At 57.9% G+C, this 21,310-nt stretch carries 18 protein-coding genes and 1 riboswitch; of the genes, 1 reads left to right on the top strand and 17 read right to left on the bottom strand.

Going from position 1 to position 21,310, the window contains the following annotated elements; all coding sequences use genetic code 11:
- Nucleotides 1-139: 139 nt before the first annotated feature.
- Nucleotides 140-1,432 carry an arsenic transporter gene (locus tag FOI68_RS19385; protein ID WP_143864065.1) on the bottom strand — a complete coding sequence of 431 codons (1,293 nt, stop codon included), beginning with the start codon at nucleotides 1,430-1,432 and terminating at the stop codon, nucleotides 140-142.
- 120 nt (nucleotides 1,433-1,552) lie between these two features.
- Entirely contained in the window at nucleotides 1,553-2,305 is a 753-nt protein-coding gene (pstB, locus tag FOI68_RS19380) for a phosphate ABC transporter ATP-binding protein PstB (RefSeq protein WP_143864064.1), read from the bottom strand.
- A gap of 234 nt (nucleotides 2,306-2,539) precedes the next feature.
- Between pstB (FOI68_RS19380) and FOI68_RS19375 the strand changes: the two genes are divergently transcribed.
- Entirely contained in the window at nucleotides 2,540-4,615 is a 2,076-nt protein-coding gene (locus tag FOI68_RS19375; protein WP_143864063.1) for a methyl-accepting chemotaxis protein, read from the top strand.
- Nucleotides 4,616-4,725: 110 nt separating this feature from the next.
- Here FOI68_RS19375 and pstB (FOI68_RS19370) read toward each other — a convergent pair whose 3' ends face one another.
- The 15 genes from pstB (FOI68_RS19370) to FOI68_RS19300 form a co-directional block, all read right to left on the bottom strand.
- A complete protein-coding gene (gene pstB / locus FOI68_RS19370) occupies nucleotides 4,726-5,499 on the bottom strand; it encodes a phosphate ABC transporter ATP-binding protein PstB (protein ID WP_143864062.1) in 774 nt (257 codons plus the stop codon).
- A gap of 16 nt (nucleotides 5,500-5,515) precedes the next feature.
- On the bottom strand, nucleotides 5,516-6,406 hold the full coding sequence (pstA, locus tag FOI68_RS19365) for a phosphate ABC transporter permease PstA (RefSeq protein ID WP_143864061.1): 891 nt from the start codon (nucleotides 6,404-6,406) through the stop codon (nucleotides 5,516-5,518).
- Nucleotides 6,403-7,290, bottom strand: a complete 888-nt coding sequence (gene pstC, locus FOI68_RS19360; RefSeq protein WP_370512153.1) for a phosphate ABC transporter permease subunit PstC — start codon at nucleotides 7,288-7,290, stop codon at nucleotides 6,403-6,405. The genes pstA and pstC overlap by 4 nt, the downstream gene beginning before the upstream one ends.
- A gap of 192 nt (nucleotides 7,291-7,482) precedes the next feature.
- Nucleotides 7,483-8,397 (bottom strand): phosphate ABC transporter substrate-binding protein, encoded by a 915-nt coding sequence (locus tag FOI68_RS19355; protein ID WP_035299223.1) that lies wholly within the window; start codon nucleotides 8,395-8,397, stop codon nucleotides 7,483-7,485.
- 187 nt (nucleotides 8,398-8,584) lie between these two features.
- Nucleotides 8,585-9,160: a GerMN domain-containing protein gene (locus FOI68_RS19350; RefSeq protein ID WP_035299222.1), complete on the bottom strand. Its 576-nt coding sequence runs from the start codon at nucleotides 9,158-9,160 to the stop codon at nucleotides 8,585-8,587.
- A 44-nt stretch (nucleotides 9,161-9,204) separates the two neighbouring features.
- The gene (locus tag FOI68_RS19345) at nucleotides 9,205-10,845 is read right to left on the bottom strand and encodes an N-acetylmuramoyl-L-alanine amidase family protein (protein ID WP_143864060.1); all 1,641 of its coding nucleotides are present in this window, start codon (nucleotides 10,843-10,845) and stop codon (nucleotides 9,205-9,207) included.
- 206 nt (nucleotides 10,846-11,051) lie between these two features.
- Nucleotides 11,052-11,459: a hypothetical protein gene (locus FOI68_RS19340; RefSeq protein WP_255433696.1), complete on the bottom strand. Its 408-nt coding sequence runs from the start codon at nucleotides 11,457-11,459 to the stop codon at nucleotides 11,052-11,054.
- 87 nt (nucleotides 11,460-11,546) lie between these two features.
- The gene (locus FOI68_RS19335) at nucleotides 11,547-11,804 is read right to left on the bottom strand and encodes a hypothetical protein (protein ID WP_143864058.1); all 258 of its coding nucleotides are present in this window, start codon (nucleotides 11,802-11,804) and stop codon (nucleotides 11,547-11,549) included.
- A 130-nt stretch (nucleotides 11,805-11,934) separates the two neighbouring features.
- Nucleotides 11,935-13,575: a peptide ABC transporter substrate-binding protein gene (locus tag FOI68_RS19330; protein WP_143864057.1), complete on the bottom strand. Its 1,641-nt coding sequence runs from the start codon at nucleotides 13,573-13,575 to the stop codon at nucleotides 11,935-11,937.
- A 190-nt stretch (nucleotides 13,576-13,765) separates the two neighbouring features.
- Nucleotides 13,766-15,385 (bottom strand): peptide ABC transporter substrate-binding protein, encoded by a 1,620-nt coding sequence (locus FOI68_RS19325; protein ID WP_143864056.1) that lies wholly within the window; start codon nucleotides 15,383-15,385, stop codon nucleotides 13,766-13,768.
- A 120-nt stretch (nucleotides 15,386-15,505) separates the two neighbouring features.
- Nucleotides 15,506-17,131: a peptide ABC transporter substrate-binding protein gene (locus FOI68_RS19320; RefSeq protein WP_143864055.1), complete on the bottom strand. Its 1,626-nt coding sequence runs from the start codon at nucleotides 17,129-17,131 to the stop codon at nucleotides 15,506-15,508.
- A 171-nt stretch (nucleotides 17,132-17,302) separates the two neighbouring features.
- Nucleotides 17,303-18,145, bottom strand: coding sequence for a MetQ/NlpA family ABC transporter substrate-binding protein (locus FOI68_RS19315; protein ID WP_143864054.1), 843 nt, complete (start codon nucleotides 18,143-18,145; stop codon nucleotides 17,303-17,305).
- Between the two features lie 45 nt (nucleotides 18,146-18,190).
- Nucleotides 18,191-18,856, bottom strand: a complete 666-nt coding sequence (locus FOI68_RS19310; RefSeq protein ID WP_029100978.1) for a methionine ABC transporter permease — start codon at nucleotides 18,854-18,856, stop codon at nucleotides 18,191-18,193.
- Complete coding sequence (locus FOI68_RS19305; RefSeq protein ID WP_029100977.1) at nucleotides 18,857-19,870, bottom strand: methionine ABC transporter ATP-binding protein; 1,014 nt, start codon at nucleotides 19,868-19,870, stop codon at nucleotides 18,857-18,859.
- 82 nt (nucleotides 19,871-19,952) lie between these two features.
- Nucleotides 19,953-20,069: riboswitch (SAM riboswitch) on the bottom strand.
- Nucleotides 20,070-20,199: 130 nt separating this feature from the next.
- Nucleotides 20,200-21,180: an LCP family protein gene (locus FOI68_RS19300; RefSeq protein WP_143864053.1), complete on the bottom strand. Its 981-nt coding sequence runs from the start codon at nucleotides 21,178-21,180 to the stop codon at nucleotides 20,200-20,202.
- Nucleotides 21,181-21,310: the final 130 nt, after the last annotated feature.

Raw genomic sequence — 21,310 nt, 5'->3', positions numbered from 1 at the left:
TTTCTTCACCAGTGCTGTGCCTATTTTTTCCGCATCTTCCGGCTGCTATTCTTCTTTCTTCGGATTCATTCCCCCGAGGCCGCGCCGGCAAAACGAAAAAAAAGCCAGCCTGTCCACAGGCTGACCATGGGCGACCCGTTTATCCAAAAAAACGCAGCGCGAGATAAAGACCTGTCAACGTGAGAAACAACGTGGGCACGGTAAGGACGATCCCTGTGCGGAAATACTGGGCCCAGGTAATCGTCACACCCTTGCGCCCCAGTACGTGCAGCCAGAGCAGTGTCGCCAGCGAACCGATTGGCGTGATCTTGGGCCCCAAGTCACATCCGATGACGTTGGCGTAGACGAGCGCTTCGCGAACCACCCCCGCGGTCGCCGTGCCCTGGATCGCCAACGCGTCAAACATCACCGTCGGCAAATTGTTCATCACCGATGAAAGCACCGCCGCGGTAAAGCCCGTCCCGAGTGACGCGGCAAACAGACCGTGCGCGGCCAGCACATCCAGCCAGTCTCTCACCCAGTCGGTCAAGCGGGCGTTGTGCAGCCCCCAGACGACCACGTACATCCCGATGGAGAATATCACGACCACCCACGGCGCCTCTTTCACAATCCGGCGCAGTTGAATCGCCGCGCTCTTCCTCGCCGCCAGGTAAAACACCGCGGCCGCCCCGGCAATCATCAGCGACACGGGAAGGTGCAGCCATTCACTGGCGAAAAAACCGGCCAGCAGAACGACCAGAATCGGCCATGACAGACGAAACAGCGCCTGATCGCGAATAACCTCGCGCGGCTCTTTCAGGTGGGTCAGGTCGTAGCGGCGGGGGATGCTGCGGCGAAAATACCACAACAGCACCAGCAGGCTGGCCCCCACGGAAAACAGCGTGGGCAGCAGCATCCTGCCCGCGTATTCGGCGAAGCCGATGCCGAAATAGTCGGCCGATACGATGTTGACCAAGTTGCTGACCACAAACGGCAGCGAACTGGTGTCGGCGATAAAACCGCTGGCCATCACGAAGGCAAGCACCATCTGCCCGTCCAACCGCAGGGCGCGCACCTGCGCGAGAACGATCGGCGTCAGGATCAGGGCCGTCCCGTCGTTGGTAAACAAGGCGGAAACCACCGTGCCCAACAGAATGACGTAGACAAACATCATCCGGCCGCTGCCTTTGGCCAACCGGACCATGTGCAGCGCCGCCCACTCAAAAAAGCCGATTTCATCCAGAATCAACGAAATGACGATGATGCCGACCAGGGTGATGGTGGCGTTCCACACGATGCCCGTCACTTCCCCGACGTCAGCCAACGTGACGACCCCGCTAGCCAGCGCCAGAAGCGCGCCGCCGACGGCCGGATACCCGATGGACAGTCCGCGCGGCTGCCAGATGACCAGAGTCAAGGTGACCGCAAAAATGATGAATGAAAGCCAGACCACTGCTGTTTCTCCTCTCGATCATCCCACCCCCGCGTCTGTTGTTCCGCGCAGCGGGACAAGGTACATGAAAAAGAGCGAACCTCAAAAAGGCCGCTCTTTTTATCTTACGATACTGTCGGGTTATCCGAAACGCCCGGTGATGTAATCTTCCGTCCGCTTGTCGCTCGGATTTTGGAAAATGACCGGAGTGGCGTCGTATTCCACCATCTCTCCGTTGAGGAAAAACGCCGTCTTGTCGGAGATGCGGGCCGCCTGCTGCATGTTGTGGGTGACGATGACGATCGTGTAGGTCTCCTTCAGCTTGATCAGCAGCTCCTCGATCTTCGCCGTGGAGATCGGGTCGAGCGCCGACGTCGGTTCGTCCATCAGCAGAATCTGCGGTTGGACCGCCAGCGCGCGGGCGATGCAGAGACGCTGCTGCTGGCCGCCGGAGAGGCCGTACGCCGGTTTTTTCAGCACGTCTTTTACCTCGTCCCAGAGCGCGGCTGCCTTCAGGCTGTTTTCCACGATCTCGTCCAGCGTGCTGCGGTCGGTTATGCCGTGCAGACGCGGGCCGTAGGCGATGTTGTCGTAAATGCTTTTCGGAAACGGGTTGGGCTGCTGAAACACCATCCCGATGTTTTTGCGCAGACGCTCCACGTCCACGTTGGGGCCGTAGATGTCTTCGCCGAACACCTTGACCGTTCCCGTGATGCGCGTGTGCGGAACGTAGTCGTTCATGCGGTTCAGCGTCCGCAAAAACGTGGATTTTCCGCATCCCGACGGTCCGATCAGGGCCGTGATCGAGTGGGGTTCCACATCGAGATGTATATGATGAAGAGCTTGCTGTTTGCCGTAGTAGAGATTCAACTCACGAACCGAAATGACGCTCATGCGGTATTCGCTCCTTCGTTTCTCGTCTTCTCGATCGCGTCGCGGTGGACCACGCTCATCCTTTCCAACTATATCGGCCGAATGTTGCGTTTTTGTATGAAATGTATAAAGTTTTGATAAAGATTTGGAGCAAAGGTAAAGTTATGGTAAATCTTTCCCTGATGCAATCGACGTCTCTCCCGGCGCCCCCTACAATAAGGCTGTACGCATTGTCGAACAAGGGGAGAATCATCGATGCCAACAAACCAAACGAGCAAGCCGCGCCTCGCGCCTTTTCCGTCCAGGACCATCTTCACCCGGCTGTTCGTCGGAAGCATGACGATGGTAATCTGCATGATGGCCCTGACCGCCTTGTTTATCGGGTATCAGGCCAAGGCGATGCTGAACGAAAAGACGGAGACACAGCTTCGGGAAGCGTCCCGCTCGGCCCTGCAGGAAGTAAACGACCGCGTTCATTCGATCGAAAACGCCCTGCAGTCCTTTGCCACCGTGTACAAGCACAGCCCGCTGTCCAACAGCCAGGTCTTCGACATCTTTTCCGACATGGCGGCCCACAACGCCAACATTTCCGAACTGCAGTTGGCTACCCGGGACGGCCGCTACCTCACTTTTCCCGGTTCACCCCTTGACGCCGGATACGATCCCCGCAAAACGGACTGGTACCAGGGAGCCGTTTCGGCGCAGGCTGCCTACATCTCCGACGTGTTCCGGTTTTCCGACACGGAGTTTCCCAAAATCGCCGTCTCCCTCGCCCTGCGCAGCCCTGACGACGAGGTCGTCGGTGCGGTCGTCGCGTTTGTCTCCGTCCCCAAGCTGAGCGCGTTTGTCCAGCAGGTCAAACTGGGGGAAACCGGTTATGCGATGATCGTCGACCGCCTGGGAAAACTGGTCGCCCACCCCGACCAGACATACGCGCTGCAGCGGCCTGCCCTCGACCACATGCCGGTCGTCCGCAGCGTCGCCGCCGGACAATCGGGCACCGCCATCCTGAACCAAAACGGCGCCGATTACCTGGTCGCCTACCGCTACGACGAAAAGCTCAAATGGGGGATCGTCGTCCTGCAGGCGGTGGCCGAAGTGGAACAGGACGTGCGGGCGATGCGGCTGACCATTTTCGCCGTCTCGCTGATCGGACTGGCGGCGCTGGCGGCCCTGCTCTTCCTGTACGTCCGCCGGATCATTACGCCGATCAAGGAAGTGCAGACGAAACTGGCCGCCTTCAGCGAAGGGGACCTGTTCCAGACGATGCAGGTGAACACCCGCGACGAAATCCGCCAGTTGGCCGACAGCTTCAACCGCATGAGCGGCCAGATCCGCACCATTATCGGAAAAATCCAGCGCGTGATCGCCGATGTGAAGCATGTCGCCGAGCACGTCGGGAAGGGCTCCCGCCATTCCCACGCCATGCAGACGGCAGTGGTCGGCGTCACCGAGCGCCTTTCCGCCGAGATGGACAGGCAGCAGGCGCAGATCGAAAACATCCGCGCCATTGTGGACCGCATCACCGATGAAATCTCCCGGATTACCGGCTCCATTCAGACGGCGATCGAACACAATGGAGAGGCGCGGGCGCAGACGGCGCGGGCCGCCGATTCGATCGGCCACCTGAAGGCGAACATGCAGAAAATCTCGGACGACATGAGAGCTTCCCTGGAAGCCATGTCCTCCCTGCGGCAAAACATGGACGACGTCAACGAGATCCTGAACCTGATCGCGGGCATCTCCAAGCGGACCAAGCTGCTGTCGCTCAACGCGCGGATCGAAGCGTCGCGGGCCGGCCAGGCCGGATTGGGCTTTGGCGTCGTGGCCGAAGAGATCCGCCTCCTGTCGGAGCAGACGGAAGACGCGACCGAGCGGATTCAGCAGGTGATCGCGTCCGGTCAGGCGCGCATGGACCTCGTCACCGAGCGGATGACGGTAACCGACCACGCCACCGTTGACGGGCTGCAGACGCTGCACGAGGCGGCGGACGTGTTCTCCCGGATCGTCGCGGTCAGCGAAATCCTTACCGAACAGTTTGCCGTCATCGGCCGTCTGTCCCGCTCCATTAGCAGGCAGAGCCAGGACATCAAAGAGGGAGTGGATACGCTGTCCCATTCCGCTCAGGCGGTCACTGCCGGCGCACAGCAGGCCGTCGCCGCCACCCAGGAAAGCGTCTCGCTCTCCGAACAATTCCTGCACAACTCGGAACGCCTCGCCGCCATCGTGGACGATCTGGAGAAGGAGATCCGATTCTTCCGCACGGCTGCCGCACACGTGCCGGATGCCGCCGACGGGTCCATCGTCCGGCCGCTTCCCGCCTCCTCGTGACCGGCGTCCGATAGCGGCAGAAGCCAAAACAAAGCCCTCCACCGCGCAGGTTGTCTGCATGGTGGAGGGCTTGTCGCATTCAACATGCGGGCCATTCGACAGAGGGAGATTCAGCCGAAACGGCCGCTGATGTAATCTTCCGTTTTCTTGTTTTCCGGCGCGGTGAAGAGCTTCGACGTGTCGTTCATTTCCACCAGTTCCCCCATCAGGAAAAAGGCGGTCTTGTCGGAAATGCGGGCAGCCTGGTGCAAATTGTGCGTCACGATCACAATCGTGTACTCTTCCTTCAGCTCCAGCACCAGTTCTTCAATTTTCATGGTGGAAATCGGGTCCAGGGCGGAAGCCGGTTCGTCCAGCAGCAGAATCGTCGGCTGCATGGCGATCGCCCGGGCGATGCACAGCCGCTGCTGCTGGCCTCCGGACAGGGAGAGCGCGGACTCGTGCAGCCGGTCTTTCACCTCATCCCACAGGGCTGCCTTGCGCAGGCTCCGCTCCACCACCTCGTCCAGCTCCCGTTTGTCCCGCATGCCGTGGAAACGGGGAGCGAACGCGATGTTTTCGTAAATCGATTTGAAAAACGGATTGGCCCGCTGAAACACCATGCCGACCACCTGGCGCAGCCCTTCGATGTTGATCTTGTCGCTGTTTACCTCGATGCCGTCCACCACGATCGAACCGGTGACGCGGCAGTTGGGAACGAGGTCGTTCATCCGGTTCAGGCTTCGCAGGAGCGTCGATTTCCCGCAGCCGGACGGGCCGATAAACGCTGTGACGGAATTGCGTTCAATGTCCATGTTGATATTGGAAACGGCGCGCTTTTCGCCGTAGTACACGGAGACGTTGCGCGTCTGAATGATCGTGTCAACCGTTGTGCCTGCTTGCATGACGTCCACCCCTTCCCTAGTTCGTTCCCGAAGTCATTTTCTTGTAGAGCCAGTTGCCAAACCAACGGGCGCCGAGATTAAACAGCAGCACGGCCAGGACGAGGATGGCCGCCGCCCCGTCGGCGACGTCCCGGGCATCCGGCGTCAGCCCTTCGCTGTTCACTTTCCAGATGTGCACGGCAAGCGTTTCAGCCGGGCGGAACGGATTGAGCGGAGACGTCGGGCTGTTCAGGGAAAAATCGGTGAAGTTCAGATTGGGAGACGACATCCCTGCGGTAAACAGCAGCGCCGCCGCTTCCCCGAAGACCCGGCCGGAAGCCAGAATCGCGCCGGTGATAATGCCCGGCAGCGCCGCCGGCAGGATCACCGAGACAATCGTCCGCCACTTGGTAATCCCCAGCGCCAGACTGGCCTCCTTTTGGCTGCGGGGGACGTTTCGCAGGGCATCCTCGGTAATCCGCACCAGCAGGGGGAGATTGAACACGGTCAGGGCCAAGGCGCCGGACAGCAGGGAATACCCCCACCCGGTCATGTTGACGAACACCAGCAGCCCAAACAGACCGACGACGATGGACGGAAGGGAAGACAGCACTTCTATACTCAACCGGATAAACTGCGTAAACCTGTTATCCGGAGCGTATTCAGCCATGTAAATGCCGGCCCCGATTCCCAGCGGCAGTGCGATCAGCATGGTCAGCACCAGCAGGTAGATGGAGTTGAACAACTGCGGCCCCACACCCCCGCCGGCATTGACAATGTCGGGCGCGGAGGTGAGAAAGTCGAGAGTGAGCTTGTGCCATCCCTGCGAAAGGATGAAGCCAAGCAGTCCCACCAGCGTGCCGACGATCAAGAGCGCAATCAGCGTAAGCACAACAGTGGCCGTGCGATCCAGAACTTTTGCTCTCATTTGTTAACCAACTTCTTTCTGCCGAGAATGCGCAAGATCATGATGAAGACAAACGACATCAGCAGGAGCAGGAGCGCCATGGACCACAGGGCGTTGTTGTAGGGCGTCCCCTGGATCGTGTTCCCCATGTTCAGCGTAATGCCGCTGGTCAACGTGCTGATCGGGTCGAGCAGGCCGCCCGGCAGCTTGGTGGTGTTGCCAATCACCATCTGCACGGCCAGCGCTTCCCCGAACGCGCGGGCCATCCCCAACACGACAGCGGTCAGGCACCCCGGCAGCGCGGAATGCAGCACCACATTCCAAATCGTCTGCCAACGGGTCGCTCCCAAGGCGAGCGAGGCGTTGCGCAAATCCTGCGGCACAGCCTCAATGGCGTCCGTCGCCACGCTGGTAATGGTCGGCAGAATCATCAGAGCCAGAACGAGCCCCCCCGCCAGCAGGCTGAAACCGAGAACGTCAAACTGCTCGCGGATAAACGGTACCAGCAAGGTAAGACCAACATAGCCGTACACGACCGATGGAATGCCCACCAGCAGTTCAATGACCGGCTTGAGTACTTTTTTCCCGAAACCCGGGAAGATTTCCGTCATGAAAATGGCTGCGCCAATGCCCAGCGGGGCCGCAATGAGCGCGGCCAGCAGGGTGACGAGAAACGAGCCGAGAATAAACGGCAGCACGCCGTAAACAGCCGGCTCGCCTTCGGGGTCCCATTTTACCCCGGTCAAAAACTCGCCAAGGCTGACCCCGTTGACCAGGAACGTCGACAGCCCCTTGGAGGCGATAAAATACGTGATTGACAGCACGACAACCACCAGCAGGCCGGCGCACGCCATGGCGATGAATCGGCCTGTCACGTTCTCTGTAAACTGACGCTTGTTGTACATCAGCAGCTTGCGGTCGATCGCGGATGTCCGCTCCCCGACTTCCGGCGTGCGGTCTGCGATGATGCGGTTGCTTGCGATGGTTGACCCTTCCGAACGACGACTCATAATCTCCCTCCATATGAATCAGAGAAATACGCAAAATGAGGGGCAAGTGCCCCCCCACCCCTCATTCTGCTGCCGATTGTCTGTCCATTATTTTTGGGTTACATTGCCTTGGGCGTCGCGCTCCACCTTCATGTCGGTGATGGGCAGGAAGCCCAGGTCCTTGACGGTTTTCTTCTGCACCTCATCGCTCAGGATGAAGTCGAGGAACGCTTTTGCCGTGCCGGTCGGTTCCCCCTTGGTGTACATGTGTTCATACGCCCATACCGGATACTTGTTCGTGGTGATGTTTTCCGCAGTGGCTTCCACGCCGTCCAGTTTCAGCGCTTTTACCGAATTGTCGATGTAGGAAAGAGCCAAATAGCCGATGGCACCCGGGGTTTCCGCTACGATTTTGCGAACGGTGCCGGAGGAATCTTCGGTGATGCCTTCCGCTTCGTCATGGCCGTCCAGCGCGAACTTGTGGAAGGTGGCGCGAGTGCCGGAGCTCTTCGGACGGTTTACCAGCGTAACTTTCAGGTCAGGACCGCCCACTTCTTTCCAGTTGGTGATTTTGCCGGTGAAGATGTCGATCAACTGCTGCTTGGTCAGATTGTCAACCGTGACTTTCGGGCTGACGACTGCTGCCATCCCGACTACCGCCACTTTATGGTCGACCAGCTCGTTGGCCGGAATGCCTTGTTTCTCTTCGGCGAAGATGTCGGAGTTGCCGATGGTGGCTGCCCCGCTGGCAACCTGGCTCAAACCGGTGCCGCTGCCGCCGCCCTGCACCTGGATTTGCGCGCCCTGGTTCTTGGCCATGAAGTCTTTTGCCGCTTGTTCGACGAGCGGCTGCAGTGCGGTGGAACCTACTGCGGTTACTGGCTCGCCGGATACGGAAGAACCGGTGTTTTGCGCATTGCCTTGTTGTTCCGGTTGTGCCGGAGCTGCGTTGTTGCTTCCGCATCCCGCCAGAAGCGCACCTGCGAAGGTCAGCACCATAAGCATTTTGCCGAGCTTTTTCATCTGATGAAAATCCTCCTTAAACATCGGTTTGGATTGTTTCTCTTTCCATGAACAAACTATACCGCTCGAATGTTGTTGAATTGTGGTGCCATTGTAAAGCTTTCTTAAAGTTTGGCCGATTCGGCGGCGCCCCTTTTCCGTTACAAAAAAAAAACGACATGTCCGGTACTGGACATGTCGTTTTTCATCATTGGCTGTCTCTTGTCAACGGTTCCGTGATGTCAACGTGACCCATCAGGGACTCGGCCGGCTTGCCGTCTTCCAGAATCACGATGCGCTTCACTTCGTCGAACTGGAACAGCGTCTGCTTCAACGCATCGATGGCCATGGCTTCGCCGCTGGAACCGAGGTTGTACACATTCTTGCTGTCGGCGTCAATGGTCAGCGTGCCTTTGTCAAACGTGACGGAGTGATAGTGGAAATCCTTCCACAGCGGGCTGTGTCCCGCCTGCTTCGGTTTTTCCAGCAGGGCGATCGCTTTTTTGTACTTGTCGAGGTCGTCGGCATACGCGATCTCCTGCTCTTCCTTTTGCAGGGCCGTCAAGTTGTCGTCCGTGTAGTACACGGCGATCGTCTTCTTGGTGAGCTGCGGCTGCGCCGGCTGTTCAGCCTGTGGTGTCGTCGGCTGTTCCGCCTGCGGCTGCGGCGCGGTCGCGCCTGTCTGCTGGCCGGATGGCTGCGGTGCGGGCTTCGCCCCCTGTCCGCATCCTGCCACAAGCAGCACGAGAGCTGCAGCGAGTCCGATCAAACTGCGTCGTTTCATCGGGAACCCCCCTTCTGGTCATGTCGCCTGGCTTGTCCCGCCGCTTACCGGTACGTGAGATAGTACTCGCGAATGGCGGCGGCAAGCGCTTTGGCTACTTTGTCCTGAAACGCCGGCGACGTGAGCTGGGCGTTTTCCGTCGGATTGGAGAGGAAGCCCGTCTCCGTCAGCACGGCCGGCATTTTCGTGTTTTTGATCACGTAAAACGCGGTTTGCTTCACGCCCCGGTCAGGAAATTTCGTCGCCCCCTGCAGGTGACGGTGTACGATCCGGGCCAGGGCTTCGCTGTTGGCGTTGTAGTAGAACGTCTCGGTACCCCCCGCGGTCGGCTTCGTGAACGAGTTGGCGTGAATCGAAATGAACAGATCCGCCTTCCGATCGTTGGCGAACGCCACCCGCTGTGCCAGGGTCAGATAGACGTCCGTGGTGCGCGTCATCTCCACCTGAAACTCGGGGTACTTCTTCAACTCTGCCGCCAGCTTTTTGGCAACGGCCAGGGTAAAGTCCTTTTCCACATTGCCGGCTGCGCCGCCGGCCCCATTGTCGTGGCCCCCGTGTCCCGCGTCGACGACAATCAGGAAGCCCGTCTTGCCGGGAGCAGTCGCAGCAGGCGTCAGTTTGACGGTAATCCCGTCGTTGGTATACTCCAGATTATACTGGCTCTTCTGGTTCAACTCAATGACGACCCGAACCGTCTTCGGCGAAGAACTGTACTGGCTGTAGCGGATATTGGCGATCAGCGTGCCGGCGGCAGGCTTGTCCGACGGCGACATCTGATTCGCGTCCCCTGCTTGATCCGGCTGATTCTGCCCATCCGTCCCTCCAACCTCGTCGACCTTCTGGCTGCCCAGTGCGGCCAACAGGTCGTCATCCAGCTCGGTCTGCGGCAGATCCAGCACAATGCGGTGCGGTCCCTCCAGGACGAACGCAGCAGGGGTCACGGGCAGCGTGGTGTCGATCCGGACGCTGTTCCCTTCCGCGGCAGCACCGGTAAAGCGGCTGAGCCGTTCGATCTCGACGCGGTTGTCCCGCTTGTCCCACGTCATGCTGCCGCCCAGTTCTTTTTCCAGCCGATCCAGGGGCACCACCTGCTGACCGTCGATGGTGACGGTCTCGTCCGGGTGCTTCCAGGCGAAATCCTTCCATCCCACCTGTTCGGCCACCGCCTGTGCGGAGACGTACAGCGAGTTGCCCATCCGGTAGAACTCCAGCGGCTTGGACGGACTTTTGCCGTTGATCAGAACGGATGGCGTCTCGTTGGCGATTACCGTGCGAGAGGACTCGTTCCATCCCACCGTGACGCCGAGCGATTCGGCGACGAACCGCAGCGGCAGAAGCATCCGCTGCTGGCGCACGACCGGCGGGGTGTCCAGCTTCACCTGTTTCCCGTTGACCAGGGCCGCCGTGGAATCAAGCGTGAGCACCAGCTTTTGTCCGCCGCGCTTGATGGTCGCCGTCCGCGCGGCCTCATCCCACTTCACATCGGCGCCCAACCCTTCGGCGATCACCCGGATCGGAACCAGCGTGCGGCCGTTTTGGATAAGCGGCGGCACATCAGGCTGGACGGCTTGTCCATTGATCATCAGGTTCACCGGTTCTTCCTTGGCGCTGCCGGCCGCCGCAGCCCACCCGGGGATGAGCAGCAGGACCAGCAGTACAAAAAACAGTAACAATCGTCTCTTCATCCTGACCTCCTCCGTTGGTTTTCTCGATTTGGCATAAACTACCGAGCGGGATGCGCCATAGTATTAGACGCAGCAAAGGCGACAAAGTTTGTAGGAGTTTTGGACCAAATTCAGTCGAAAAAAGAAAAAATGTGTCGAATTACGGCACATTTTTTCCAATATTTTTCTGCGGACAAAAAAAGAGGCGCTTCCTTGTAGAGAACGCCTCAACGTCTGCCCCAGCCCGGAAGGCGTCTTTCCCTCCGGCTGACCTGGGTGACGGATTTGCCTGTCAGACCGCTGTTTGCCAGGAATTGCTGAATCATGGCCATCACGGCCGGATTGGCAAGCACCTTGATCGACTCCGCCACCTTCGGATTTTTCAATTGAGGAAACGTCCCGCTCAAATGGGGCAGCAAAGGCAGCAGATCTTCCAGAGACAAGGAGAGCTTGGGCTTTTCCGGCTCCACCTGGACCGGCACCCTCCGACGGCGGCGAAAGAGCGGCCCCCGCCGCTGGGCCGGCGGCTGTACCTTCAAGCGGTTGAGCGTCTCCTTCATCTCCTGCAGTTCCACCCGCACCTGGTCCATTTCGCGAATGATCTGTTCGTTGCTGGAGTTGTGGGCTTCGGCCAACTGGTTTATCGTCTCCAGCAGCTGCGCATGGGAGACGGTGTTTTTTTGCTTGCCTTTCGTCTTCTGAGCGATAGTTCCACCTCCCCGCTATCTCAGTCGTTTCTTGATGTTGTTCAGGTCGCTTTCCTTAATCCCCTTTTGGCCCAGCTTGTTCAACAGGCTGTTGACGTTCTCCGTCCGGGCCAACCGCCGAAACTGCGCCACGTACTGATTCAGCTCCTGATCGGTAAACGACTTCCCGGTCTTTCTGCCCAGATCGCGGATCACTTCCTTCAGCCCTTCGTCTGTCTTCAGCTTTTCTTTCGGAATCGACTTGACCAGGTTCAGCAGCTTTCCAAGATCCACGGCTTCTCCCCCTTGGTACGGTTTATTCCTTGTTACTCTATGACCAAAGAAGCTCGGGGGTTTGGTCGAATGTCCATGGCGGGCGAAAAAAAGAAGAGAAGCACACGAATGTGCCTCTCTGTTCCGCGCATTATTCAATGGAAGCCCATTTCCAGTCGATGTCGCCGAGCCCACCGATGACGATGCCTTTGAGGTTCTCCTTTTGCACCCAGGAGTTGGTGTAGAAGTAGATCGGGATGACCGGCATTTCGTCCATGAAGATTTGCTCGGCATCGGCCAGGATCTGCTTGCGCTTCTCCGGATCCTTTTCCAGTGCGGACTGGTTCAGCAGCTCCTTGAACTTCGGATGTTCCCAACGGGTGTCGTTGTTGCCGCCCATCTTTTCCTTAAACAGCTCCAGGAAGTTGATCGGGTCGTTGAAATCGCCCAGCCAGCCCTGGCGTCCGATTTGGAACTTGCCTTGGTGCAGGTCTTCGATGTACACCTTCCACTCCTTGTTTTCCAGCTTCACATCGACGCCCAGGTTTTTCTTCCATTGGTCCTGGATCGCTTGGGCGATTTTTTGGTGCCCTTCGGACGTGTTGTAGGAGAGGGTGATCGGCGGCAGCTTGGTGATGCCCAGCTCCTTCATGCCTTCTGCCAGCAGCTTCTTCGCGGTCTCCACGTCGTTGTCCTTGAAGTAGCCGTCCTTGTTCAGCGCCATCGACGGCGGAACCGCGCCCATAGCCGGAAGTTGGCCCGCCTGCAGCACGTTGTCGATCAGGGATTGACGGTCGATCGCGTACGCAAACGCTTTACGAATTTTCACATTGTTAAACGGAGGTTTTTCCGTGTTGAACTTATACCAGTAGACACCTGCGATCGGCTGGGTGTGCATCTTGCCGGATTCTTTCAGAGCCGGAATGGCGTCCGTCGGCAGTGCGCTCATCGGCGCGCCGGCCCAGTCGAGCTCGCCGTTGTCAAACATGGACAACTCGGTGTTCTCGTCTTCCACCATGGAGAACTCGATTCTGTCCACTTTTACCACGTCTTTGTCCCAGTAGTTTTCATTTTTCACGAGCACCAGCTTGTTCTTGTGCTCCCATTCTGCCATCTTGAACGGACCGTTCCCCACGTGGGTGCTCGCTTCCATGGCCCAGTTCGGGTTGGATTCAACCAGTTTCCTGTTGACCGGGTAATAGGTCGGGAACGCCGTCAGTTCCTTGAAGAAAGGCGTCGGGTTTTCCAGCTTCACTTCCAGCGTCTTGTCGTCCAGCGCCTTGACGCCGACGTCTTCCGCTTTGGCCTTGTTCTTGTTGTACGCTTCCCCGTTCTTGATGTAGTACAGTTGGTACGCGTAGGCCGCTCCGGTTTTCGGGTCGAGCGCGCGCTTCCAGGCGAACTCGAAGTCGTGCGCGGTCACCGGATCGCCGTTGCTCCACTTGGAGTCGCGCAGATGGAAGGTGTACGTGAGGCCGTCTTCGGAAACGTCGATTTTTTCCGCAACGGACTCATGCGGCTGACCGTCCGCTCCGATCCGGGTAAGCCCGTCGAACGTCGCACGAATGATGGCCGCAGAGGTTGTATCTTCGGAGAGGCCCGGGTCAGCCGTAGGCGGTTCGGAGTGCAGGTTCCACTTCAGCACCTGCGGGCCGGTTTTCGCCGCGGATTCCGCCGCCTGGGAGCCACCCTGGTTTGGATTGTCGGATTGGGCCTGATTGCCTCCGCACCCTGCGAGGGCGGCGCCGAGCACGAGGATGGAACTCATCGCTACAAAAATATTCTTTTTCATGCCACTTATCCCCCTTGTCTAAATCTTTTCTCAATATACATCCATATATATTCTTTTTAAACAAGTTTTACGTTGATTTAATAAAATTTTATTTATTTATAAAAGTTTTTATCGTAATAATAAACATTCGTATATGGATGAGCAAAAAAAAGAAGAGCACGATGGCTCTTCTCCCTTTCTTTGCGACACGTTATTTGATGCTCGCCCACTTCCAGTCGATAAAGCCCAGTCCGTCGATAAGGACGCCCTGCACGTGGTCTCTTTTCACGTAGCTTTGCGTGTAGTAATAGATCGGCAAGACCGGCATTTCGTCCATCAGGATGGCTTCCGCCTGCGCCAGCAGTTCCCTGCGCTTCTCGGGATCGGTTTGCGTGGCGGACTGGGTCAACAGCTTCCGGTACTCGGCGTTTTCCCAATGGGTGTCGTTGTTGCCCCCGTCTTTCTCCATGAACAGCTCCAGGTAGTTGATCGGGTCGTTGAAATCGCCCAGCCAGCCATAGCGGGCAATTTGATAGCTGCCGTTGTGCAGGTCCTCGAGAAACACCTTCCACTCCTTGTTCTCCAGCTTCACCTCCGCCCCGAGCGTCTGCCGCCACTGCTTTTGAATCGCTTCGGCTATCTTTTTGTGGGCTTCCGACGTGTTGTAGGAGAGCGTGATCGGCGGCAGCTTGGAGATGCCCAGCTCTTTCATGCCCTCTGCCAGCAGCTTTTTCGCGGTTTCCGCATCGTTGTCCTTGAAGTACGGGTGGGACGAAACGGTCATGGTCGGCGGGACGAACCCGAGAGCCGGCAGATGAGTGCCGATCACGCCTTCGTCGCTCAGCGCCTTCCGGTTGAGGGCGTAGGCGAACGCCTTGCGGATTTTGGCGTTGGTAAACGGGGGCTGCTCCGTGTTGAATTTGTAGTAGTAGACACCGGCGATCGGCTGTGTTTGCAGCAAGCCCTCCTCCTTCAGGTAGGGGAGGGCGTCCGGCGGGAGCTGCCCCAGCGGTTGGCCGGCCCAGTCGAGCTCGCCGTTGTCAAACATGGCCAGCTCCGTGTTTTCGTCCTCGACCATCGTTCCTTCGATCCTGTCCAGCTTGACGGCATCCTTGTCCCAGTACTTGTCGTTTTTCACGAGCGTCAGCTTCTGTTTGTGCTCCCAAGCCGCCAGCTTGAACGGTCCGTTGCCGACGTGGGTGCCCGCTTCATTGGCCCACTTGGGGTTGGCTTCCGCCACTTTTTTGTTCACCGGATAGTAGGTGGGAAATGACGTCAGCTCCAGGAAAAACGGGGTCGGCTGCTCCAGCGTGACCTGCAGCGTCTTGGCGTCCAGCGCTTTGACCCCCACCTCGTCCAGCTTCACCTCTCCCCTGTTGGCCTGCTTGCCGTTTTTGATGTAGTAAAACTGAAAGGCGTAAGCGGCACCCGTTTTCGGATCGAGCGCCCGCTTCCACGCGTATTCGAAGTCGTGGGCGGTTACCGGATCGCCGTTGCTCCACTTGGCGTCCCGCAGGTGAAACGTGTAGGTCAGCAGATCAGCGGAGACGTCGATTTTCTCCGCGATGGACGGCTGCGGCTTGCCGTCCGGGCCGGTCCGGGTCAGCCCGTCAAACGTGGCCCGGACGATCGCAGCAGACACCGGGTCCTCGGACAGCACCGGGTCGGCGGAGAGGAATCCATAGCCCAGGTTGACCTGCAGCACCTTGCCGCTTTTTTTCGCTTCGGCTGCCGGCTGGGCGGCTCCGCTTGCCGCGGCGCTGCCCACGGATGCCAGCACGGCACTCACGGCCAACAGCGTGCCAAGTGAGATGCTCATGGTTTTGCGCATATCTACTTACCTCCTTTTTCCAATCTTTTCTATTATACGTATTGTTCCAAATATTTTCAAATGGACGTCAAAAAAAAGAAGAGCCGTTCGGCCCTTCTCTATGGCGTGCGCCGTGCCTGCTTATTCGATGGTTGCCCACTTCCAGTCGACAAAGCCCAGACCGTCCAGCACCACGCCCTTCACGTTGTCGTTCTTCACGTAGGATTGGGTGTAGAAGTAAATCGGCGCCGCCGGCATTTCGTCCATGAACAGCGCTTCCGCCTCGGCTAGGATTTGCCTGCGCTTCTCCGGGTCCTTCTCCGCCGCCGATTTGTTCAGGAGTTCCTGATACTTCGGATGTTCCCAGTTGGTGTCGTTGTTGCTGCCTTTTTTGTACTTGAACAGATCCAGGAAGTTGATCGCGTCGTTGAAGTCGCCGGTCCAACTGGAGCGTCCGATCTGGAACTTGCCTTGGTGCATGTCTTCCAGGAACACCTTCCACTCCTTGTTTTCCAGCTTCACCTCGACCCCGAACGCCTTTTTCCATTGGTCCTGGATCGCTTGAGCGATTTTTTGATGCCCTTCCGACGTGTTGTAGGAGAGCGTGATCGGCGGCAGCTTGGTGATGCCCAGCTCCTTCATGCCCTCTGCCAGCAGCTTTTTCGCGGTTTCCACATCGTTGTCCTTGAAGTACGGTTGGGACGAGACGGCCATGGTCGGCGGCACCAGGCTCATCGCCGGCTCCTGATTGGCCTGCGTCACGTTTTCGATGATGGACTTGCGGTCAATCGCGTAGGCAAACGCCTTGCGGATTTTGGCGTTGGTAAACGGCGGCTGCTCCGTGTTGAACTTGTACATGTAGGTACCGGCAATCGCGCGGGTCTGCATCTTGCCGGATTCCTTCAACGCCGGAATCGCGTCGATCGGCAGCGCGCTCAGCGGTCCGCCGGCCCAGTCGAGGTCGCCGTGGTCAAACATGGACAGCTCGGTGTTCGCGTCGTCTACCATGGAGAAGTCGATCTTGTCCAGCTTCACGGCGTCCTTGTCCCAGTAATTCTCGTTTTTCACGAGAATCAGCTTGCTCTTGTGCTCCCACTGTTCGATCTTGAACGGGCCGTTGCCCACGTGGGTTTGGGCTTCCATCGCCCAGTTCGGGTTGGCTTCCGCCACTTTTTTGTTCACCGGATAGTAGGTGTAGAAGGCGGTCAGCTCCAGGAAGTACGGCGTCGGGTTCTTCAACTGCACCTGCAGCGTTTTGTCGTCCAGCGCCTTGACGCCGACGTTTTCCACGCTGCCCTTGCCGTTGTTGTATTCCTCGGCGCCTTTGATGCAGTAGAGCTGGTAGGCGTAGGTGGAGCCCAGCTTCGGATCGAGCACGCGCTTCCAGGCGTATTCGAAGTCGTGGGCGGTCACCGGATCGCCGTTGCTCCATTTCGAATCGCGGAGATGGAACGTGTAGGTGAGGCCGTCTTCAGAAATGTCGATCTTTTCCGCCACGGATTCGTGCGGTTTGCCGTCCTCCCCGATGCGGGTCAGTCCGTCAAAGGTGGCGCGGGCGATCGCACCCCCGATGTTTTCTTCGATCAGTCCGGGGTCGGCGGACGGCGGTTCGCTGGGCAGATTCAGGCGCAGCACTTTCGGTCCGGTCTTTTCCTGCTGCTCCGTCTTGTCTTGTGCCTGGTCAGCCGCCTTTTCCCCGCCGCAGCCGGCCAAAGCCGCACCCAGTACGAGGATGGAGCTCATCGCGGCAAACACTGTCTTTTTCATGAAACATTCCCCCTTATCCTCCAAAAAGATCCACTATCAATATACTGTACTTTTAGTAATATTAAAGCGATTTTAAGTAAGTTTAATTTTGTTTTATGAAAACGCTTCCAATTGTAAATGAAAATGAAAACGCCCGAATCAACCGATTCGGGCGTCACGGGAGGGATGGCCTTAGAACGCCGGCACAACCGCTCCTTTATACGTATCCTCGATGAACTTCTTCACATCCGGCGAGTTCAGCTCTTTCGCCAGCTTTTGGATGGCCTCGGAGTCCTTGTTGTCCGGACGTGCTACCAGATAGTTGGCGTACGGAGACTCCTTGTCTTCGATGATCAGTGCGTCTTTGGTCGGCACCAGTTTGGCTTCCAGCGCGTAGTTGGTGTTGATCATCGCCAGATCCACTTCTTCCAGAACGCGCGGCAGCATGGCTGCTTCCACTTCTTTGAACTGCAGGTTTTTCTTGTTCTCGACGATATCTTTTACGGTGCCTTTGATGCCGACGCCGTCTTTCAGCTTGATCAGGCCGTTTTTCTCCAGCAGGGCCAGCGCGCGGCCGTTGTTGGTCGGGTCGTTCGGCAGGGCGATGGTTGCGCCGTTCGCCAGTTCGTCAATCTTCTTGATTTTCTTGGAGTAGGCGCCGAACGGCTCGATGTGTACCGGCACGACCGGCACCAGGTTCATGTTCTGGTCTTTGTTGAACTGCTCCAGGTACGGGATGTGCTGGAAGAAGTTGGCGTCCAACTGCTGTTCGTTCAACTGTACGTTCGGCTGCACGTAGTCGGTAAATTCCTTGATTTCCAGGTTGATGCCCTGTTCTTTCAGTTTCGGCTGGATGAATTTCAGGATTTCAGCATGCGGTACAGGCGAAGCGCCCACTTTCAGGGTGATTTCTTTTTTTTCGCCCCCGTCCGAACCGCTGTTGGCCGGATTCGGAGCGGTTTCGGTTTTACTGCCGCATGCGGCCAAGGACAATGCCAGTACAGTGGACAGAATGGAAACAGCCCATTTTTTCACGGATGATTTCCCCTTTCTCTTTCCTCATAATTTATGGTGAAGATCTTACTTGCGGCTGAAGCGGATCACCAGTCTGTCTCCCAGCGTTTGCAAGATCTGAACCAACACCAGCAAAATCACGACAGTAACGATCATCACATCGGTCTGGAACCGCTGGTACCCGTAGCGGATGGCCAGGTCGCCCAGACCGCCGCCGCCGATGACGCCGGACATCGCCGTGTAGGAGACGAGCGCCACGGTGGTAATCGTAATGCCGGCAATCAGCCCCGGCCGGGATTCAGGCAGCAGTACGTTCCAAATGATCTGCCAGTTGGACGCCCCCATCGACTGGGCCGCTTCGATTACGCCGCGGTCCACTTCCCTGAGCGACGTCTCCACCAGTCTGGCGAAAAACGGAGCCGCCCCGATCACCAGCGGCGGGATCGCTCCCTTGACGCCCAGCGACGTGCCGACCAGAACCTTCGTCAGCGGAATCAGCATGATCATCAGGATGATAAACGGCACCGAGCGCAGCACGTTCACGACAAAGGACGCAATCGCGTAAAAGGCGCGGTTTTCCAGAAGCTGTCCCTTGGAAGTGAGAAACAGCAGGACGCCCAGCGGCAGTCCGATCAGGACGGTAAACAGCGTCGAGAAGCCCAGCATCGTCAGTGTATCCAGGGTGGCTTGGCCGATTTCCGTCAGATCGACGTTTTCAAACGTCAGTCCCATTTACATCACCTCCACTTCCAGGCCGCGCTGGCGCAAGGTTTCGATGGCGCGGCTGCTCTGCTCCGGGTCGCCGTTCAATTCGACGACCAACTGTCCGTACGGCGTCTCTTTCATCCGCGAAATGGTGCCCTGCAGGATGCTGAACATCGTGCCGGTCTCCTGCATGGTCTGGAACAGGATCGGCTGGTACGTCTTTTCGCCCAGGAACGTGACGCGGACAATCGTCCGGTCGCCGGCCGCCTTTTCGTGGGCCACCGCTTCCCGCAGCTCGGCGGAATCAGCCACCTGCTCCACGAACTCCCGCGTGGTCGGATGCTGCGGCTTGAGAAACACGTCCAGAACCCTGCCTTCCTCGACGATGACGCCCCCGTCGATGACGCCGACGCGGTCGCAGATGGAGCGGATGACGTGCATCTCGTGCGTGATCAGCACGATGGTCAGTCCCAGCTTGCGGTTGATGTCCAGCAGCAGGGCGAGAATCGAATTGGTCGTCTGCGGGTCGAGCGCGGATGTCGCCTCGTCGCACAGCAGCACTTTCGGATCGCTGGCCAGCGCGCGGGCGATGCCGACGCGCTGCTTCTGCCCGCCGGAGAGCTGGCTCGGATACTTGTCGCGGTGCGCTTCCAGGCCGACCAGCGCGAGCAGTTCGCTTACCTTTTTGTCAATCTCCGCCTTGGGCCGCTTCGCCAGCTTCAGGGGAAAGGCCACGTTCTCCGCCACCGTGGCCGAAGAGAGCAGATTGAAGTGCTGAAAGATCATCCCGATTTGGCGCCGCTGCTCCTGCAGCTTGCGGTCATCCAGCGTGGTCAGGTCGACGCCGTCTACGATTACGTGACCGGATGTCGGACGCTCCAGCATGTTGATGCAGCGAATCAGCGTACTTTTCCCGGCACCGGAATGTCCGATGATGCCGAAGATTTCTCCCTTTTCTATGGTCAGGTCAATCCCGAGCAGCGCGGGGACCGTCTTACCTTGTACCGTGTAGTTCTTGCGCAAGTTTTGCAAGCGAATCATCCGGTTCACCTCCCTGATACGGAACAAACCCCTTTTTCAACATGAAAAAGGGGTTTGCATCGTTATCCGATCACATCCACCCTTCTCATCTCTCAAGATTCAGCCGATCTTGTAGGAATTGGCACCGCGACACCCATCTGTGCGATGAGCCGGTTGCCGGGCTTCATAGGGCCTGTCCCTCCGCCTCTCTTGATAAGAAGAATTTCTCCGTATATGCTGTTTGTTTGTATTCACGTTGATACAAATCGGATTATATTCCATTTAAAAAAACTCTGTCAATAGCAAACAAAGGAAAAAGATGTTGGCCCACGCGCATGCTGCGGCACGCATCAGTTCTGCGTGCCGCTCGGTTCGCGACCAGACTCCGCCTCCGGTTGAGAGTGCTGCAGTTTTTCCTGGATAAAGGCCTGAACCTGCTCCACATCGGGGATGAGGACGGCACCGGCGCGATTGGATTCGCGGAACATCCCCATCGGCGGGAGCTGATACTGGCCGGGCTGTTGGGTATTCAGCGTCAACCCGAGCGACGCCAGCTTCAGCATGTCCAAAGAGCTGATGTTGGTCTGCACGTACGGGGTGATCTCCTTCAAAATGGACGGGAGCTGGATCAGCGTGGTGCCGCTCTTCATCTGGTCGGCCAGCGCGGCCATCAGCTTGCGCTGCCGCTCCGTCCGCGTGTAGTCGGACGTCGCGTCGTGACGGAAGCGGACGTATTGCAGCGCCTTGGAGCCGTCCAGCCGCTGCAGCCCTTTTTTCAGATCGATATCGTACACGCCTTTGTCGGTGGGGTCGCGGTACCGCATGTTTTTCTCCACGTACAGCTCCACGCCGCCGACAGCGTCAATCAGATGCTTGAAGCCCTCGAAGTCGGTGATCACATACCGGTTCACCGGCAGTCCGGTAAACTGGCTCACCGTCTCCATCGCCAATTCCGGCCCTCCTTCGACGATCGCCGAATTGATCCGGGCATGGCCGTGGCCGGGAATCTCCACATAGGTGTCGCGCAAGATCGAAAACAGATCGTATCGTTTCGCAACCGGATCAATGCTGAGCAGCATCATCGAATCGGAGCGGGGCAGCGTGCTGCTGTGCATGCCGCGCCGGTCGACGCCCATCAGCAGGATGTTGACGCGTTCCTTGCCGTCCCACGCGGGAATCTCCGCCGCCTTCGTCGAACCGGCAGAAGGATGGTTAATCACGTTGGGCTGCTGAATGTCCTCGGCAAACTGATACAGCGAATATCCGTAGTACCCCCCTGCCGCGGCGACTGCCACGATCAGGAAGAGCAGCAATCGTTTCAAAAAGCGCATTTGGAAAACGCCACCTTTATCTCTTTCTGAGATGATGATATACTCCCCACTTTGACTAGTATACTCGAATCTGGTCGAAGCCGGGCAGCCTTTATTTGGTTGGAATCTTGTTTTTAAACTTTTTCGTTTA

Origin of the sequence: Brevibacillus sp. LEMMJ03, from assembly GCF_007197875.1 — a bacterium.
In the GTDB taxonomy this organism is placed as follows: domain Bacteria; phylum Bacillota; class Bacilli; order Brevibacillales; family Brevibacillaceae; genus Brevibacillus; species Brevibacillus thermoruber.
Note: the sequence above shows the minus strand (reverse complement) of the source record. Positions and strands in the feature narration are given on the sequence as shown.